The sequence below is a fragment of the Sphingobium sp. LMC3-1-1.1 genome, from assembly GCF_040676285.1.
GTDB lineage: Bacteria > Pseudomonadota > Alphaproteobacteria > Sphingomonadales > Sphingomonadaceae > Sphingobium.
Genome location: NZ_JBEGHQ010000078.1, coordinates 146,535 through 163,009, shown reverse-complemented (window position 1 = coordinate 163,009; position 16,475 = coordinate 146,535). Strand labels below are relative to the sequence as shown.

The following is a 16,475-nucleotide window of genomic DNA, read 5'->3' as shown; positions in this document are numbered from 1 at the left end:
GCAACGCAACCCGATCTTCCCTCAGGAGTCTCCATCGCGATGAGCGCGCGCATCTATCAGATCCAGAAGAACGCCCTGCAGTCCGGCAAGGCGCTGACCCGCAAATGGGTGCTGGAATATGTGGCTGCCGAAGCGAAGAAGCCCGACCCCCTGACCGGCTGGGCGGGTTCCGGCGACACCAGGCAGCAGATCAGGCTGACCTTCTCTTCCGAGGAAGCCGCCTGCGCCTATGCAGAGCGGGAGGGGATCGCCTATACGGTCATTCCGACCGCGCCCAAGACGTTGAAGATCCAGGCCTACGCCGATAATTTCCGGTAAGGCGCCGGAAGCAATTTCCAGGCAGCCGGGACCGATCGCTGGCTTCCTTATCGCCATCCCCAGGCCAGGTCGGCCACCAGCGTGGCGAAACTGATCACCACCCCGGCCAGGAACAACCGATAGGCATAGCCCAGCCAGCGATATTTGCGTCGCTGGAGCACCTGACCGTTCTGATACATGTCGCGCAGCATCGCCCGGCACAGCGCGTCGTCATCCGCCACCAGCCGCATCATCCGCGCACTGAACTCGGTTTCGCTGAGGCTGGTGAAGACGCCGAAAAACAGCAGATTGTCATCCTCCGTCACACCGCTGCGCGACCGGCCGACATTCGGCAACACCGCCAGGATCGCACAGGTCGCGGCCAGAAACACGCCGAGCGCCAGCACCACCACCGGCCAGACCAGCGCACCCGACCGCAATTGACCAACGCAGAGGGTGAAGACCACCATCGACGCGCCGATCAGCATGTTCGCCTTCTGATCGGCCATCTGGCTGAGTTGCATGTTGGTCTGGACCGCGGTGCGCAGCAGGTGGATCGCATTGGGCACCGGCGCATCTGTCGCCTGGGTCATCATCCCCTCCCCTTTTTTCGCGACACTCATGCCCGATTGCCGCCTTATTCCCTTGCCAAAGAGCGACGCTTGAGGGCAAAAGCCGCTCTTTCACGGAAAGCACCAGGGATAATGACGGATCGCCAGCAAATTTTCGACAGCGTTCTGGGCCAGATCGCACCTTTCAACAAAAAGGACGTCGCACTGACCGAGGCGACCACCTTCGCGGGGGATCTGGAGTGGGACAGCCTGACGGTGATGGATTTCGTCGCCGCGATCGAGGATGAATTCGACATCATCATCACCATGAACATGCAGGCCGAGATCGAGACGGTGGGCCAGCTTGTGGATGCCGTAGCGAAGCTGAAGGGCTAAAGGCCGCCCTGGAGCGATTTCCGGTCGGATGGCGTCATCCGACGGTCAGGAAATCGCGGTAAAATAAAGGAATAGAGTGGCCGATCTGATCCAATCAGATCAAAAGTCGCTCCAGTGATTATTTGCCGTTCGTGCCGAGTAGCCATCAAGCGTGTCGAAATGGCGGATCCAGGGAGCGGGGAACAGCATGACGGGCTTCGAGAGGGGCTTTGGCTGCGCCCGGTCCGAACTCAGGACGAACGGGTTAAGGGACCACATATGACGACCAATACCCGCGACCTCTTCTCCAAGTTCGATTCCCTGATCGCAGAGCGGGAGGCGCTGCTGGCGACCGGCGTGCGCGACCCCTTCGCCATCGTCATGGATGAAGTGAAATCGCCCACCCTGGCCGTGATCAAGGGCAAGGACACGATCCTGCTCGGCACCTATAACTATATGGGCATGACCTTCGACCCGGAGGTGATCGCCGCGGGCAAGAAGGCGCTGGACGATTTCGGCGCGGGCACCACCGGCAGCCGCTTGCTGAACGGCACCTATCAGGGCCACCGGCAGGTCGAGGACGCCCTCCGGGACTTCTACGGCACCAGCGGCGCGATGGTCTTCTCCACCGGCTATCAGGCCAATCTGGGCATGATCTCGACGCTGGCGGGCAAGGGCGACTATGTCGTGCTGGATGCCGACAGCCATGCGTCCATCTATGACGGCTGCTTCCTGGGCGATGCGGAGATCGTCCGCTTCCGCCACAACAGCGTGGAGGATCTGGACAAGCGCCTGGGCCGCCTGCCCGCCGACGCCCTGAAGCTGGTGGTGCTGGAGGGCGTCTATTCGATGCTGGGCGACGTCGCCCCCCTGCCTGATATGGTCGCCGCGGTGCGCAAGCATCCCAATTGCATGATCCTGGTGGATGAAGCCCATGGCATGGGCTTTTTCGGCCCCAATGGCCGGGGCGTCTATGAGGAGCAGGGTGTCGAGAAGGACGTCGATTTCGTGGTCGGCACCTTCTCCAAGTCGGTCGGCACGGTCGGCGGCTTCTGCGTGTCCAACCACCCGAAGTTCGAAGTGCTGCGCCTCGTCTGCCGTCCCTATGTCTTCACCGCATCCCTGCCGCCGAGCGTCGTCGCGACCGCAGCGACATCGATCCGCAAGCTGATGCACGCGAGCGAGAAGCGCGCCCATCTCTGGAAGAACAGCCAGCGGCTGCACAAGGGCCTCTCCGACCTTGGCTTCAAGCTGGGCACGGAAACCCCGCAATCCGCGATCATCGCCGTCATCCTGACCGACCAGACGCAGGCCGTCGCCATGTGGCAGACGCTGCTGGAGCTCGGCCTCTACGTCAACATGGCGCGCCCTCCGGCGACACCAGCTGGAACTTTTCTGCTGCGCTGTTCGCTCTGCGCTGAACATAGCGATGAACAGGTTGGGCAGATCATCGGCATGTTCGAGGCGGCAGGCAAGGCGACCGGGGCGATCGGCTGAACGCGTCCTGTCATCGACTTTACGACCGGACGGCCGATTAACGAGACGGAATCCGCCGCAAAAACGGAACCTTTCACCTGCGGCATTTCTCGCTTAACATTGTTCATCTAGTGTAACTGTCGATGACGGACGGGTTTTTCATGGATGAACATGCGACCGGTTGGCGAGCGTTCGTGGCACGCTTTCTGCCGCTGGTGCTCGTCATCCTGCTGTTCGGATCGCTCGGCACGCTGCTCTACAGCGCCAGCCATGCCGCGCATGACCATGAGCGCGCGCTGCAGGAACAGCGGCGCAGTTTCGAGATCATCGCCCTTGCCCGCGCATTCGAGGCGAAGACCGCCCGCGCGGAAGTGACGCTGGCCCGCTATGTCATCAGCCTTGATCCCGATACCGGCCGCCTGTTCCAGGACCAGTGGCGCACCGCCGGGAGCCAGCTCAAGGTGCTCAATTACACCACCCGCCATTCCGACTGGCAGCGCGGCAATGTGATGGCGTTGCAGGCCGCCTTCGACCAGCGCGGCAAGACGCTGAGCGAGATCGGCCTGCGCACCACCTACGACCAGAAGATGGCAGCGCTTGCCCAGTTCCACCAGGCGGGCAAGTCCCGCGACCTGATGCGCATCACGGCATTGCTGGACCGGGTCATCCAGGCGGAAGACGCCCGGTTGCAGGAGCGCAGTCAGGCCGTGTCGCTGGCAGGGGATCGCAACGCCTGGTTCGGAAAGACATCCCAGCTTTTCGGACTGGTGCTGCTGGTCTGCGTGCTGTTCGCGCTCTGGTTCGCCAATGCCGCCTATAGCGAGCGCCGCAATGCGCGCAGGCAGGCGGATGACGAGGCGGAGCGCGCCGACCGGCTGGAGGAGGCCGTCACCGCCCGCACCGCCGAATTGTCGGATGCCTATGAACGGCTCAAGAAGGAGACCGCCGAACGCGCCGTCGCGGAGGAAAATCTGCGCCAGATGCAGAAGATGGATGCCGTGGGCCAGTTGACGGGCGGCATCGCCCACGACTTCAACAACATGCTGGCCGTGGTGGTCGGCGGCCTGGAATTGGCCAAGCGCAAGCTGCGGCTGAAACCGCAGGAGGCGAACCGTCATCTCGACAATGCGATGGAGGGTGCCAATCGCGCCGCCGCGCTGACCCGCCGCCTGTTGGCCTTCGCCCGGTCGGAACCGCTGCTGCCCAACGCCGTCGATCCTGATGCGCTGGTGGCCGGACTGTCCGAATTGATCGATCGGTCCATCGGCGACCAGATCACCATGGCCTTTGAAAATGAGGCGAAGGGCTGGCGGATCTTCGTCGACCAGCATCAGATGGAAAATGCGATATTGAACCTGTGCGTCAACGCCCGCGACGCCATGGACGGACGGGGCCGACTGGTCATCAGGACAGGACAGGCCCAACTGGCGCAGCACGAGATCGGGGAATGCGCCGCCGGCGAATATGTGATGCTCAGCGTCACTGACGACGGGTGCGGCATGACGCCCGAAATCCTGTCGCGCGTGTTCGAACCCTTCTTCACCACCAAGCCGGTCGGCAAGGGCACCGGGCTGGGCCTCAGCCAGATCTTCGGCTTCGTGCACCAGTGCGAGGGCGAGATCCGCATAGAATCGGAGCCCGGCAAGGGCACAAGCGTCCATCTCTACCTGCCCCGCCATGTCGCGGCGGGAGGCGAAGGTGCGATGGACGCGCCTATGCCGGACCGGGAGCCTGTGCTCCATCCCCCGATGCGTATCCTGGTGGTGGAGGATGATCCCCGCGTCCTCAACCAGACGATGGCGGCGCTGGCGGAACTGGGCCACCTGCCGGTCGCCTGCGATCATCCGTCCAGGGCGGCGAAGCTGCTCACCAGCCATCGCGACATCGGCCTGATCGTCAGCGACGTGCTGATGCCGGACATGACCGGGCCAGAGATGATACGCACCCTGCCGCCCCTCTATGCGCATCTGCCAGTGCTGTTCGTCACCGGCTATGCCGGCGATATAGCGGAAAGCACCGATTTCGGGGGCCATGAAGTGTTGCGCAAGCCCTACACTCTGACCGGGCTGGCACAGGCGCTGTCCAATGCGCTCAGCGGATCGCACCACCCCGGAACAGCCGCGGCAGCAGAGTAAGCGCGCCGATCAGCGGCCAGCGGCGCTGCCAGGGCCTGATCTGGATCGTGGTGCCCGCATGGCGATTGATCTTCCACGCCAGATAATCGATGCCGCCAGCATAGGTGAAGCTTGCCTTGGCCAGGCGGATGACGGACAGCCATTTGCCGCGCCTTTGCAACCGCCGCCAGCGGGCAGCCGCCTGCTCCGGCGATGGCGGCAGGCCCTGGTCCAGCGCGGCCTCGCCAAAGCGCGCGTAGCGCTCCGGATCGGCATCGACGATGGAAAGCGATCGCCCCTTCCGTTCGGCCCGCAATTCCGCGCCATAGGTCAGGGTGAAGCCGGTCCTCCACAGCGACAGCGCATCCTGGGCCTGCGCCATTGGGCGAGCAAGCGAGAGCAGCGTCGGGGCAGCGCCGGCAACGGCTGTGATGGCGCGCTGGCGGGCAAGGTCATCCGCCGCCCAGAGCAGCCGCGCGGGCTGGGCAAAGCGGGCCCAGACCGACACATTGTCGGCGGCAGGGCTGTTGAGGCGGGCAAAGTCACCTTCCGACAGCACGGCATATTTGGCGATCAGGCCATTATGTTCGAAGGGAAAGACATTGGGCGGGATCAGCCGGTTGGCGGCCGCAAGCCAGCGCTTTCCATAAGCGGCGCGATAGTCGGAGACGATCAGGTAGAAATCCAGCATCAAGCCGTCGAGATTCTTCTCCCGCAGGCAGGAACCGTAGAAGAGCACCGCCCGCGAGGCATCGGGATATTGCGCAGCCAGCGCGCCCGCCATCGCCGCCGCGCGCGGATCGGCGGGCCCGGCCAGTTCGGCGGTGACGAGGGAGAGGAGAGAATGAGGCATCGGTCCTGCTACGGGTACAGCATGCTCCCCCAAAAACACTCGAACGAGCGGTCAGCAGGAGCGCGGGTCAAACGGCCAAGATCAGGCTCCTCCCTTCGCAGGAGCGCCGCAGTCTTTCAATCCCGCCGCCGGAATATCAACGACAGATTGTTCGCGGGCATTTCGAGCAATCGGCGAAGCACCAGCCCCTCGCCCTCCGCCGCGGCAATCACATCCTCCACCCGGCGCAGCCCCCATTGCGGATCACGAGCCTTGAGGGATGCATCGAAGGCAAGATTGCTCGGCGCTGTTTCGACATTTTCCCGCAGATAGGGCCCGTAGAGGTAGAGCAAGCCGCCCGGCGGCAGTACGGCCCCCGCCCCCTTCATCAACCCCAGCGTCGCTTCCCAGGGGCTGATATGGACCATGTTGACACACAGGATCGCGTCGGCCCTTTCCACCGGCCAGTCGGCGCTCGCGTCGAGCCTGAGCGGCGGTCGCACATTGGGAAGGCCCGCCTCCTGCCGCCACGATTCTATGGATACCAGCGCCGCCGGGTCGGGATCGCTCGGTTGCCAGTCGAGAGCAGGCAGGGTGGCGGCGAAATGAACGACATGCTGTCCGCTGCCGCTCGCCACTTCCAGCACGAGACCGGAGGACGGCAGTTCATCGCGAAGCACCGCCAATATGACATCGCGGTTCCGTTCCGTCGCGGGCGCATGGCGCTTGCCGGCGGCGGCAGGGCCGGAACCGGGTTCCCACGGCGCCGGCCTGTCCGTCATTCGGCCACTTCCGCCAGTGCCGGCTCGGTCCAAGCGAGGACCGGCCTGCGCGCAGCCAGCGTTTCGTCCAGGCGGCGGCGCGGCGCGAAATGGGGCGCGCCCTTCAATTGCTCATCGCCCGCCTTGGCGCGTTCGGCCACACTGCGCAGCGCCAGGATGAACTGGTCAAGCGCCGCCTTGCTTTCCGTCTCCGTAGGTTCGACCAGCATCGCGCCATGGACGACCAGCGGGAAATACATGGTCATCGGATGGAAGCCCTCGTCGATCAGCCCCTTGGCGATGTCGAGCGTGGTGAAGCCTTCGGCCAGCCCCTTGTCGCTGAACAGCGCCTCATGCATGCACGGGCCGCTGCCGCCAAAGGGGGCATCCAGCACATCGTCCAGGCTGCGCAGGATGTAATTGGCATTCAGCACGGCGTCGCCAGCGACCTGCCGCAGGCCGTCCGCACCATGGCTGAGGATATAGGTCAGGGCGCGGGTGAACATGCCCATCTGACCATGGAAGGCGACCATGCGGCCGAAGGTCCGGCCATGATGGTCTTCCACTGTCTCTTCCTCGACCAGCACGAATTTGTCGCCCTGCTTTTCCACGAAAGGCAGCGGCGCGAACGGGGCAAGCGCCTCCGACAGCACCACCGGGCCGGAGCCGGGACCGCCACCGCCATGCGGCGTCGAGAAAGTCTTGTGCAGGTTGATGTGCATCGCATCGACGCCCAGGTCGCCGGGGCGGACCCGGCCGACAATGGCGTTGAAATTGGCGCCGTCGCAATAGACGAAGGCCCCGGCGGCATGCACCGCGTCGGAGATCGTCCTCATGTCCCGCTCGAACAGGCCGCAGGTATTGGGATTGGTGATCATCACCGCGGCAACATCGGGCCCAAGGCGGCCTTTCAGCGCATCCAGATCGACGCGACCATCCGGGGTCGCCGGAATATCCTCGACCTTGTAACCGCAGAAGGCGGCGGTCGCAGGGTTGGTACCATGGGCGCTTTCGGGCACCAGGACGACGCTGCGCGCATCGCCGCGCGCTTCCAGCGCCGCGCGGATCGCGAGCAGGCCGCACAGTTCGCCATGGGCGCCTGCCTTGGGACTCATCGCGACCGAATGCATGCCGGTCAGCGTCACCAGCCAGCCGGCCAGTTCATGAATCACTGCCAGCGCGCCCTGCACCGTCGATTGCGGCGCAAGCGGGTGGACATCGGCGAACCCGGGCATCCGCGCCACCTTCTCATTGAGGCGCGGATTATGCTTCATCGTGCAGGAGCCGAGCGGGAAAAGGCCAAGGTCGATGGCATAATTCTGGCGGCTGAGACGGGTGTAGTGGCGCACCGTTTCCTGCTCCGACAGGCCGGGCAAGCCAATGCTGTCGGTGCGCGCCAGATTGCCGAGGCGGTCGGCAACATCTGGCGCCTGCGCAAAATCGACGCCAGTGGTCTCGGCCGAGCCGATTTCGAAGATCAGCGCTTCCTCCAGCATCAGCGCGCGGTTGCCGGTGACGGTGGCAGGCACGGGCGCGGCATCGGATTCGGCCAGAGCCTGCGGCGTGGTGGGGCGGCCTTCCTTGAGCATAGTCATGCCAGTTCCTCCTCCAGCGCCTTGGCAAAGGTTTCGATATCCTCCGCCGTCACGGTTTCGGTGACGGCGACGACCAGCCCCTTGCCGATCGCCGGTGCATCCGGGAACAGGCGACCGAGCGAGACGCCGCCCAGAATGCCCTTGTCGGCCAGGTTGCGGACGACCTCGCGGGCATCTTTCGACAGGACCAGGGTGAATTCGTTGAAGAAACTGTCGTTGAGCAGCGCAACGCCCGGCACCTGCGCCAGACGGTCGGCCGCCTGGACGGCGAGGCCATGGTTGAGGGCAGCCATCTCCCGCAGCCCCTTTTCGCCCAGCAGCGTCATGTGGATGCTGAATGCCAGCGCGCAGAGGCCGGAATTGGTGCAGATGTTCGACGTCGCCTTTTCACGGCGGATATGCTGCTCGCGCGTCGAAAGCGTCAGCACGAAGCCGCGCTTGCCCGCCGCGTCCATCGTCTGCCCGCAGAGGCGGCCCGGCATCTGGCGGACATATTGCTGCTTGCAGGCGAAAAGGCCGAGATAGGGCCCGCCGAATTGCAGGCCGACGCCGATGGACTGCCCCTCGCCGACGACGATGTCCGCACCCATATGGCCCGGCGCCCTGATCGCGCCCAGCGCAACGGGTTCCGTCACCACCGCGACCAGCAGCGCGCCCGCCGCGTGGGCAGCGTCCGCGAGCGGCGTCAGGTCGGCGATGCGGCCCAATATGTCGGGATATTGAACGACGACGCAGCTCGTATCCTTGTCGATGGCCGCGATCAGTGCATCGATATCGGTGGCGGCATCCAGTGCCGGCGCCTCATGCACCAGCGCGTCGCCGGTGAATTTCGCCATGGTGTTGGCGACCGAAACATAGTGCGGATGCAGGCCGGAAGACAGGACCGCCTTCCCCCGCCTGGTGATGCGGCGGGCCATGCCGATCGCTTCCCAGCAGGCGGTGGATCCGTCATACATGGAGGCATTGGCGACGTCGCAACCCAGCAGACGGGCCACCTGCGTCTGGAACTCGAACAGCACCTGGAGCGTGCCCTGCGCGATTTCCGGCTGATAGGGGGTATAGGCGGTCAGGAACTCGCCACGCTGGATCAGATGATCGACGCTGGCGGGAACATGATGGCGATATGCGCCCGCGCCCAGGAAGAAGGGCGCCTCCCCTGCCGACAGATTCTTCCGTGCCAGAGCAGCCATGTGACGCTCGACCGCCAGTTCGCTGGCATGGTCCGGCAGGCCCGCGATCTTGCCCGGAAGGCGGGCTTCGGCGGGAACGTCCACGAACAGGTCGTCGACCGACGACGCACCGATGACGGAGAGCATCTCCTGCCGGTCGGCGTCAGTAAGGGGTAGGTAGCGCATTCAACAAATCTCCCCCCTCCCCAAAGCGGGAGGAGCTTTCATGGGATCAAAGGCTCGCCACGAACTTCTTGTAGGCCGCTTCGTTCATCAGGCCTTCCAGTTCGCCGGCATCGGCAACGCGCAGCTTGAAGAACCAGCCGTCCTCTTCGGCATCGCTGTTCACCAGCGCAGGCTCATCCTCCAGCGCGCCGTTGGTTTCGATGACCTCACCCGAAATCGGGGCATAGACGTCCGAAGCCGCCTTGACCGATTCGACCACGGCAGCGTCGTCGCCCTTTTCGAAGGACGTACCCTCGGCGGGCAGTTCGACGAACACGATGTCGCCCAATTGCTCCTGCGCATAATCAGTGATGCCGACCGTGGCGATTTCGCCCTCGACATCGATCCATTCATGTTCGTCGGTGAAATAACGGCTCATAATTTACTTCCCTCCGAGTGATTTGCTTGAAAATCACGACCAATCAGAAACCAAAAAGGACTCAGGCCTTTCGACGATAACGGTGCGGAACGAACGGCATCGGCGCGACCTCAGCCGCGATCCGCTTGCCGCGCACTTCGATTTCGAGCGCGGTGCCGATCGCGCTGTGCGGCAGGCTGACCCAGCCCATGGCGATCGGCGCGCCCACCGTGGGCGCGAAACCGCCGGATGTGACCTCACCCACCCGTGCACTGCCAGCATGGATCGTTGCGCCCTCCCGCGCGGGCAAACGACCCTCGATCCTGAGGCCCACGCGCTTCGAACCCGGGCCGTCGGCCAATTCCTTCATCACCCGCGCATGGCCGATGAAGCCGCCTTCTTCCCGCCTGCGTTTCTGGATGGCGAAGCCCAGGTCGGCGCCGATGGCGCTGACGGCGTGCGTCAGGTCATGACCGTAAAGCGGCAGCCCCGCCTCCAGGCGCAGCGAATCGCGCGCGCCAAGACCGACAGGCTTCACCTGCGGCAAGGCGCAGAGCGCGTCGGCGAGAAGCGTCGCCTCGGCGGCGGGGACGCTGATTTCGAAACCATCCTCGCCAGTATAGCCCGACCGGCTGATCCACAGCGGAACGCCGCGCCAGGTGAAAAGGCCGGACTGCATGAAGATCAGATCGGCGGTTTCCGGGATCAGCGTGGCCAGGGCCTCCCCTGCCTCCGGCCCCTGCAAGGCGAGCAGGGCCTGCTCGTCCATATGATTCATCACGACTTCATCGGGCAGATGCTCGATCATCCAGCCCATGTCGTCATATTTGGTCGCGCCGTTGACGACCATGTAGATGTCCGCGCCATCGAAGGCGCCACCCCCCAGGCGGGAAACCATCAGGTCGTCCAATATGCCGCCCTCTTCGTCGAGCAGCATCGAGTAGCGCTGGCGAAAGGGCTTCAACCCCCTGATGTCGCTCGGCAGCAGAAGTTCCAGCGCATCGTCCACGCCTTCGCCGGAAAAGCTGAGCTGGCCCATATGGCTGACGTCGAACAGCCCGGCATGTTCGCGGGTCCAGCCATGCTCGGCCATGATGCCTTCATATTGGATCGGCATGTGGTAGCCCGCAAAACCGACCATGCGCGCACCCCTGGCCCGGTGCCAGCCATCCAGCGGCAGGGCCTGCAACGGCAATTCTTCTTCGATATGGGCGATGTCGTCGTTGCCGGACATGGGAGGCGGGCCTTTCCGTGCGAGGGTCGTTGGCGACAGACGCGCCGTCCCGGAGTCGGACTGATCGCGTTTGCCACCCCCTCTGTCACGGAACCTGAGAGCTTTGACCACCGGCCGAGCGACCGGATGGCTTACCCCTTCGGTGGGACGGGATGATCCGTCCGCTTTCCAGAGTGCCTGCCCATGATGCGGTCCTTTGGCCTGAGAGATTCCGGGGCGGTTGCTCCTTCGGCGACGGGGTGGCCTGAAAGGCTTCCCATGCTCTCCCGCATCAAGTCCGATGACCGAATCCACGGCACCGGCGACAGTCCCGCATTGCGTGAAATGCGCCGCGCCGTCAATCGCTCAATCCGCGCCTTCCTCTTTTGCCAGCCGTTCGGCCAAAATGCGGGCGGCCTGTCGTCGTTCGATCAGCCGCTGATTGGCCGCCGCATCGCTCAGCACGAGAGCGCCAAGCCCCTCCTCCCCTTCGAACAGGCGCAGGAAGCGTTCGACGCCGGCGAAATTGGAGTCCGCGACCAGATGCCGCACCAGGTCGATCCGTCCCGACCAGAGCCGGTCGTCTTGCGCGCGCAGCAGTTCGGCAAGATCCTCAAGCTGGGCGGCGAGCGCGGCGATCTGCGGATGAAGGGCCATGGCCCAGCCTTAAAGCATCGTGCGCAAAAGTGGGAACCGATTTTGCGCAAAACGATGCGGCATCAAAAGAATAGAGCGATTTCCGGGCGATAGGAACCATCATGAGCAGCAGATCGCGGAAACAGCGAATCGGGAGCGCATGGAGGACAAGGGAAATGCTCAGGCCAGCGCCAGTTCACCGAAAATCTCGGCATGCCGCTTTTCGGCATAGCGATCGGTCATGCCGGCGATGAAGTCCGCTATATGCCGGCTGCGCTGAGGTTCCAGCGTCGCGCAATCATCGCGCCACTCCGGCGGCATCAGCTTCGGATCCGCCTGATAGGCGCGGAACAGATCGGTCACGATCACCCGCGCCCGGTCCGCCGCCGCCAGTTGCGAAGGATGGTGATAAAGCGTCGCATACATGAAACGCTTGAGATCGCGCTCCTGCGCGGCGAGTTCGGGCGAGAAGCCGACCAGCGTGGCACCAGCCCTGCGAACGTCGTCGACCGTCTCCACGCCCGCGGCGGCGATATTGGCGCGAGTGGCCGCGATCAGGTCATTCGCCATCACGCCGATCTGTTCCCGCACCAGTTCGCGCAGCAGGCGATCCTGCGGCACATCGGGATAGCGCGCGCGAACACGGTCCCAGCAGCCTTTCACCAGCGGCACGCTCAAAAGCTGGTCCAGCGTCAGCAGGCCCGCGCGCAGCCCGTCGTCGATATCGTGATTGTCATAGGCGATGTCGTCCGCAATCGCCGCAAGCTGCGCCTCCAGCGAGGCATGGCTGGCCAGGTCGAGCGGGAACAGCGCATCCACCGCCTGCATGGCCCAGCCGGGCCGCGTGACCGGACCATTGTGCTTTGCCAGCCCCTCCAGCATCTCCCAGCTCAAATTCAGGCCGCGAAACAGCGGATAGGGGCTTTCCAGCAGCATCAGCGTGCGCAGCGTATGCGCATTATGGTCAAAGCCTCCATGCGCATCGAGCGCTGCCTCCAGCGCGTCCTCCCCGGCATGGCCGAAGGGCGGATGACCGATGTCATGCGCCAGGCAGAGCGCTTCGGTCAGATCCTCGTTGAGGCCCAGCGTCCGCGCCGTCGTGCGGCCGATCTGCGCCACCTCCAGGCTATGGGTCAGGCGGACGCGGAAATGATCGCCGTCGGGCGACACGAACACCTGCGTCTTGTGGCGCAGGCGACGGAAGGCAATGCTGTGGATGATGCGGTCGCGGTCCCGCTGGAACATGTCGCGCGGCCCCCGCACCTCCCCGCCTGGTTCAGGATGAAGGCGACCGCGGCTCTGGCCGGGATCTGAGGCATAGGATGCAAGCAGCGTCATGCCGCGCCCTTTAAAGTCGTTTTCGGCCCTTGCCGAGTCGTTCGATGTCCCGCCGGATGGGAAATCACTATTTGGCCGGGAGGCGCTCGACCTCTTCCCCGGCGTCACTCTTCCAGGCGAAGGCGTCCGCCCCCGCCGCCTTCAACTTTTCCTCCAGCGTCTTGGCCCGCGTAAAGCTGCTGAACGGCCCGACAAGCAGGCGATTGGTGCGGCCCCAGCTCGCGACCCAGGCGTCCTGTGGTTCGAGCGAGTCGTATTTCTTGCGCAGCCCCTTCATGGTAAAGGCCAGCGCGCCCTTGTTCGCACCCGTGCCGACCTGAAGCCAATTGCGCGCGGGATTGGCGGCAAGGCGCGCCTTTTCCTCGGCCGCCTTCTTCTTTTCCTCGGCCAGTTGTTTGGCCTTGGCGTCCGCTTCGGCCTTCGCCTTGGCGGCAGCGGCCTTCTTCGCCTTTTCCGCGGCGGTGGCGGCAGCAGCGTCCCGCTCGGCACGGCGGGCGGCCTGGATCTGGGCCACCTCCGACAGGTCGACCGCGACGACGCTCGATCGGCGTTCGGATTCCGGCACATCGATGGCGTGAATGATGTCGGCCAGCGAACGGGTGACGGCCGGGTCGATCTGCTGCTGCTGCGTTGCCGGCGACGGTACCGCCGACGGTGCGGGCGATGGTGCGGGCGGCGGAACGGCCGGTTGGGCCGGGGACGCAGCCTGGACCTGTGGCGGGGCCGTCGTCCGGGGCACCGACGCCTGGGCGAGCGTGATCGCGTTGAGCTGGCTCGGCGCCGGATTGGCGGGCGCAGTGTTTTGCGCGGGGACGGATTCGAAGCCGGGCGCCGGCGGACCCTGCACATGGGCGGCGGGCGCGGCCGCCTGCATAGTGCGCTGGGGCGACGGCGCCTGTATTTGCGAAGCGGCCGAGCCCGGAGCGGGCTGGCTCTGCACCGGCGCGCTGCGGGAAGGCGCTTCCACCTGAGCGAGCCGCGTGGCAGTCTCCGTGCGACGAGAACGGCGGTCCTGCTTCGTGGACCGGGAAGGCGGCGTCTGCGTGGCGGGTTGGCTGGCCGGCGGCACCGCAGGCGTCACCGACGCGAATGCGGGCGCGGTCGGGGTGATGGGTGCGATCGTGGAACCCACATTGGCGGGGAAATGTCCGAAATGCACCGCCGCCGCCTTCTGGGCCGCGGTCAGATAGGGCATTTTCTGCATATAGGGCAGGATGGCCGAGGCAAGCTGCGACGGCATGGTCTGCTCCGCGATCTTTTTCGCGTCCGCCTGTCGGTTGTTCATCGCCAGGATGAACGCCCGGTAGCGCCAGGCCGCCCGGTCACTCTTGTAGAGCAGCGGTTTCAGCACCCGTTCCGCCGCGTCCACCTGACCGGAAATGCCGAGCGACGCAGCATAGCGGTGGGCGAGTTCGACATCGTCCGGCGTCCGCTGGAGCGCCGCCTGATAGTCGCGCTGCGCCCCCGCCTGATCGCCGGTCATGTCCTTTGCAAGGCCCCGATCGGACAGCAAGGTTGCTTCGGGAAAGCCCAGCCGCGTTGCCTGGTCGAACAGACGCAGCGCTTCGCCCGGATTCTGGTTTTTCAGCATGACGCGGCCCAGGCCCGCCTTCACCTTGCCGTTGTTCGGCGCAAGCATGTCCGCCCGCGCGAAGAAACCCGCCGCCGCCCGCGCATCGTCCATGTCCAGCGCCGCTTCTCCCGCGCCGATGAGCGCCGTCACATCGCGAGGATTGGACGCCAGGCGCGCGAGATTATTGTTGAGGTCTTCGGCGCTCGAGGGACGAATCGCCTGCACCTGGGCAGGCTGCGCCAGAACCGGTTGTGCCAGCGCGGTGCCCGCTAGAAGCAGTCCGCGAACAATCCATATGTCATAACGTCTCACAGACAGCCCTTTAGCGGATGGAGGCGGTGCAAGGGAATATGTCGAAAGAAAAAGCGCGCCCGGTTGCCCATGGCAACCGATGGCGCGCTTGTCCTGATCCGTGCGGGGCGAACCCTGCTGCCTGTTTACTGATTGCTCTGACGATTGAGGAAACGCGGAATGTCCGGCGTTGGCGTTCCGTCATCGCTCGCGCCGGCGCCCTTCTCGGCGCCACGGGTCAGCCCCGCCATGCGCTCGAACAACGTGCCTCCGGTGGCGACGCGCGGTGCGGCCTGCGACGCCGGAGCGGGCTGAGCCGGCACTGTTTCGGCCGCATCCTCACCCAGCAGCAATTCGTCCTGCGAAGGATCTTCGTCGGAGAACACCGCTGCGGGGCGCGGCGGGCTGAAGGGCGCGGGCTTTGCCGCGGCAGCAGGCGCTGCGGCAGGCGGCGTCAGCGGCGCGGGCGCAGGCGCGGCGGGCACGTCCAGTTCCAGCGTTTCAGGCTCTGCTTCCGGCGCGGGAGCAGGCGCGGCGACCGGAGCCGGAGCGGCCTGCGGCGCGGGCTTGGGCGCGGCGGCGGTCGGCACGGCAACGGCCGGACGGCTCGCGAAGCTGAACGGCTGGGTCAGCGGCGCGGCACTGGCGCTGGCATCGCTGTCGATGCCGGTGGCGACCACGGACACCCGGATCTTGCCGTTCAGATTGTCGTTGAAGGCCGAACCCCAGATGATGTTCGCATCGGGATCGACCAGTTCGCGAATATGGTTGGCGGCCTCGTCCACTTCCATCAGGCGCATGTCGTCACCGCCGACGATGGAGACGATGACGCCCTTCGCACCGCGCATCGACACGCCGTCGAGCAGCGGATTGGCGATCGCCTTCTCCGCCGCCTGGAGCGCGCGGCCGTCGCCTTCGGCTTCGCCGGTGCCCATCATCGCCTTGCCCATCTCGCCCATCACGGAACGGACGTCCGCGAAGTCGAGGTTGATGAGGCCTGGCATGACCATCAGGTCGGTGATGCCGCGCACGCCCTGCTGCAACACCTCGTCCGCCATCTGGAAGGCTTCCTTGAAGGTGGTGTTCGGGTTGGCGATCAGGAACAGGTTCTGGTTCGGGATGACGATGAGGGTATCGACATGCTTCTGCAGTTCCTCGATCCCTGCCTCCGCCGACTTCATGCGGCGATTGCCCTCGAAGGTGAAGGGCTTCGTCACGACGCCGACGGTCAGGATGCCTCGGTCACGGGCGGACTTGGCAATGACCGGAGCGGCGCCGGTGCCGGTGCCGCCACCCATGCCCGCGGCAATGAAGCACATATGCGCGCCGTCGAGCGCCTGCTCGACCGAGGCGATGGTCTCTTCCGCGGCCGCCTTGCCGATTTCCGGGCGAGAGCCGGCGCCCAGCCCTTCGGTGATCTGCGGGCCAAGCTGGATGCGCCGTTCCGCGGGCGAAGCGTTGAGCGCCTGCGCGTCCGTATTGGCGACAATGAAATCCACACCCTCGACGGAGGCGGCGATCATGTTCGCAATGGCGTTGCCGCCCGCGCCGCCGACGCCGATCACCGCGATGCGTGGCTTCAACTCGTCCACATGCGGCGGGCTGATTTCAATGCTCATAAATTCTAGCTCCCTCCAGCTTCGGTGACGTGAGCGAAACTGTCATCGAAGG

At 65.0% G+C, this 16,475-nt stretch carries 15 protein-coding genes and 1 riboswitch; of the genes, 4 read left to right on the top strand and 11 right to left on the bottom strand.

Annotated elements, in window-relative coordinates:
• The first annotated feature begins 39 nt into the window (after window positions 1-39).
• Entirely contained in the window at window positions 40-318 is a 279-nt protein-coding gene (locus MRBLMC3_RS21980; protein ID WP_363739223.1) for an ETC complex I subunit, read from the top strand.
• 47 nt (window positions 319-365) lie between these two features.
• Here MRBLMC3_RS21980 and MRBLMC3_RS21975 read toward each other — a convergent pair whose 3' ends face one another.
• A complete protein-coding gene (locus tag MRBLMC3_RS21975) occupies window positions 366-920 on the bottom strand; it encodes a Pycsar system effector family protein (RefSeq protein ID WP_363739222.1) in 555 nt (184 codons plus the stop codon).
• Window positions 921-1,001: 81 nt separating this feature from the next.
• On the opposite strand from MRBLMC3_RS21975, the gene MRBLMC3_RS21970 reads away from it, so the two are divergent.
• The 3 genes from MRBLMC3_RS21970 (at window position 1,002) to MRBLMC3_RS21960 (ending at window position 4,834) form a co-directional block, all read left to right on the top strand.
• Window positions 1,002-1,244, top strand: a complete 243-nt coding sequence (locus MRBLMC3_RS21970; protein ID WP_133653724.1) for an acyl carrier protein — start codon at window positions 1,002-1,004, stop codon at window positions 1,242-1,244.
• A 258-nt stretch (window positions 1,245-1,502) separates the two neighbouring features.
• Complete coding sequence (gene spt, locus MRBLMC3_RS21965; protein WP_133653723.1) at window positions 1,503-2,720, top strand: serine palmitoyltransferase; 1,218 nt, start codon at window positions 1,503-1,505, stop codon at window positions 2,718-2,720.
• Between the two features lie 122 nt (window positions 2,721-2,842).
• Complete coding sequence (locus MRBLMC3_RS21960) at window positions 2,843-4,834, top strand: ATP-binding protein (protein ID WP_363832338.1); 1,992 nt, start codon at window positions 2,843-2,845, stop codon at window positions 4,832-4,834.
• Here the strand turns inward: MRBLMC3_RS21960 and MRBLMC3_RS21955 are convergent.
• From MRBLMC3_RS21955 to ftsZ, 10 genes are all read right to left on the bottom strand, one after another.
• Window positions 4,791-5,666 (bottom strand): hypothetical protein, encoded by an 876-nt coding sequence (locus MRBLMC3_RS21955; RefSeq protein ID WP_363739219.1) that lies wholly within the window; start codon window positions 5,664-5,666, stop codon window positions 4,791-4,793. The genes MRBLMC3_RS21960 and MRBLMC3_RS21955 overlap by 44 nt on opposite strands.
• A gap of 116 nt (window positions 5,667-5,782) precedes the next feature.
• Window positions 5,783-6,427 carry a DUF938 domain-containing protein gene (locus tag MRBLMC3_RS21950; RefSeq protein WP_363832335.1) on the bottom strand — a complete coding sequence of 215 codons (645 nt, stop codon included), beginning with the start codon at window positions 6,425-6,427 and terminating at the stop codon, window positions 5,783-5,785.
• Window positions 6,424-8,001: an aminomethyl-transferring glycine dehydrogenase subunit GcvPB gene (gene gcvPB, locus MRBLMC3_RS21945; RefSeq protein ID WP_363832332.1), complete on the bottom strand. Its 1,578-nt coding sequence runs from the start codon at window positions 7,999-8,001 to the stop codon at window positions 6,424-6,426. The genes MRBLMC3_RS21950 and gcvPB overlap by 4 nt, the downstream gene beginning before the upstream one ends.
• Window positions 7,998-9,356 (bottom strand): aminomethyl-transferring glycine dehydrogenase subunit GcvPA, encoded by a 1,359-nt coding sequence (gene gcvPA, locus MRBLMC3_RS21940; RefSeq protein ID WP_363739216.1) that lies wholly within the window; start codon window positions 9,354-9,356, stop codon window positions 7,998-8,000. The genes gcvPB and gcvPA overlap by 4 nt, the downstream gene beginning before the upstream one ends.
• Before the next feature lie 46 nt (window positions 9,357-9,402).
• A complete protein-coding gene (gene gcvH, locus MRBLMC3_RS21935) occupies window positions 9,403-9,774 on the bottom strand; it encodes a glycine cleavage system protein GcvH (RefSeq protein WP_133653717.1) in 372 nt (123 codons plus the stop codon).
• 61 nt (window positions 9,775-9,835) lie between these two features.
• Complete coding sequence (gcvT, locus tag MRBLMC3_RS21930) at window positions 9,836-10,987, bottom strand: glycine cleavage system aminomethyltransferase GcvT (RefSeq protein ID WP_363832329.1); 1,152 nt, start codon at window positions 10,985-10,987, stop codon at window positions 9,836-9,838.
• A gap of 179 nt (window positions 10,988-11,166) precedes the next feature.
• Window positions 11,167-11,266: riboswitch (glycine riboswitch) on the bottom strand.
• Window positions 11,267-11,332: 66 nt separating this feature from the next.
• Complete coding sequence (locus MRBLMC3_RS21925; protein ID WP_363739213.1) at window positions 11,333-11,623, bottom strand: hypothetical protein; 291 nt, start codon at window positions 11,621-11,623, stop codon at window positions 11,333-11,335.
• 159 nt (window positions 11,624-11,782) lie between these two features.
• Window positions 11,783-12,940, bottom strand: coding sequence for a deoxyguanosinetriphosphate triphosphohydrolase (locus MRBLMC3_RS21920; protein ID WP_363832327.1), 1,158 nt, complete (start codon window positions 12,938-12,940; stop codon window positions 11,783-11,785).
• A gap of 67 nt (window positions 12,941-13,007) precedes the next feature.
• Window positions 13,008-14,825, bottom strand: coding sequence for an SPOR domain-containing protein (locus tag MRBLMC3_RS21915; protein WP_363832325.1), 1,818 nt, complete (start codon window positions 14,823-14,825; stop codon window positions 13,008-13,010).
• Between the two features lie 125 nt (window positions 14,826-14,950).
• Complete coding sequence (gene ftsZ, locus MRBLMC3_RS21910; RefSeq protein ID WP_133653713.1) at window positions 14,951-16,423, bottom strand: cell division protein FtsZ; 1,473 nt, start codon at window positions 16,421-16,423, stop codon at window positions 14,951-14,953.
• Window positions 16,424-16,475: the final 52 nt, after the last annotated feature.

Excerpts from the sequence above, each read along its gene's own strand:
- gcvH (WP_133653717.1), bottom strand. The coding sequence starts at position 9,774 with ATGAGCCGTTATTTCACCGACGAACATGAATGGATCGATGTCGAGGGC.
- gcvPB (WP_363832332.1), bottom strand. The coding sequence starts at position 8,001 with ATGACTATGCTCAAGGAAGGCCGCCCCACCACGCCGCAGGCTCTGGCC.
- MRBLMC3_RS21955 (WP_363739219.1), bottom strand. The coding sequence starts at position 5,666 with ATGCCTCATTCTCTCCTCTCCCTCGTCACCGCCGAACTGGCCGGGCCC.
- spt (WP_133653723.1), top strand. The coding sequence starts at position 1,503 with ATGACGACCAATACCCGCGACCTCTTCTCCAAGTTCGATTCCCTGATC.
- MRBLMC3_RS21980 (WP_363739223.1), top strand. The coding sequence starts at position 40 with ATGAGCGCGCGCATCTATCAGATCCAGAAGAACGCCCTGCAGTCCGGC.
- MRBLMC3_RS21925 (WP_363739213.1), bottom strand. The coding sequence starts at position 11,623 with ATGGCCCTTCATCCGCAGATCGCCGCGCTCGCCGCCCAGCTTGAGGAT.
- MRBLMC3_RS21970 (WP_133653724.1), top strand. The coding sequence starts at position 1,002 with ATGACGGATCGCCAGCAAATTTTCGACAGCGTTCTGGGCCAGATCGCA.
- MRBLMC3_RS21960 (WP_363832338.1), top strand. The coding sequence starts at position 2,843 with ATGACGGACGGGTTTTTCATGGATGAACATGCGACCGGTTGGCGAGCG.
- MRBLMC3_RS21920 (WP_363832327.1), bottom strand. The coding sequence starts at position 12,940 with ATGACGCTGCTTGCATCCTATGCCTCAGATCCCGGCCAGAGCCGCGGT.
- MRBLMC3_RS21950 (WP_363832335.1), bottom strand. The coding sequence starts at position 6,427 with ATGACGGACAGGCCGGCGCCGTGGGAACCCGGTTCCGGCCCTGCCGCC.
- MRBLMC3_RS21975 (WP_363739222.1), bottom strand. The coding sequence starts at position 920 with ATGAGTGTCGCGAAAAAAGGGGAGGGGATGATGACCCAGGCGACAGAT.
- gcvT (WP_363832329.1), bottom strand. The coding sequence starts at position 10,987 with ATGTCCGGCAACGACGACATCGCCCATATCGAAGAAGAATTGCCGTTG.
- ftsZ (WP_133653713.1), bottom strand. The coding sequence starts at position 16,423 with ATGAGCATTGAAATCAGCCCGCCGCATGTGGACGAGTTGAAGCCACGC.
- gcvPA (WP_363739216.1), bottom strand. The coding sequence starts at position 9,356 with ATGCGCTACCTACCCCTTACTGACGCCGACCGGCAGGAGATGCTCTCC.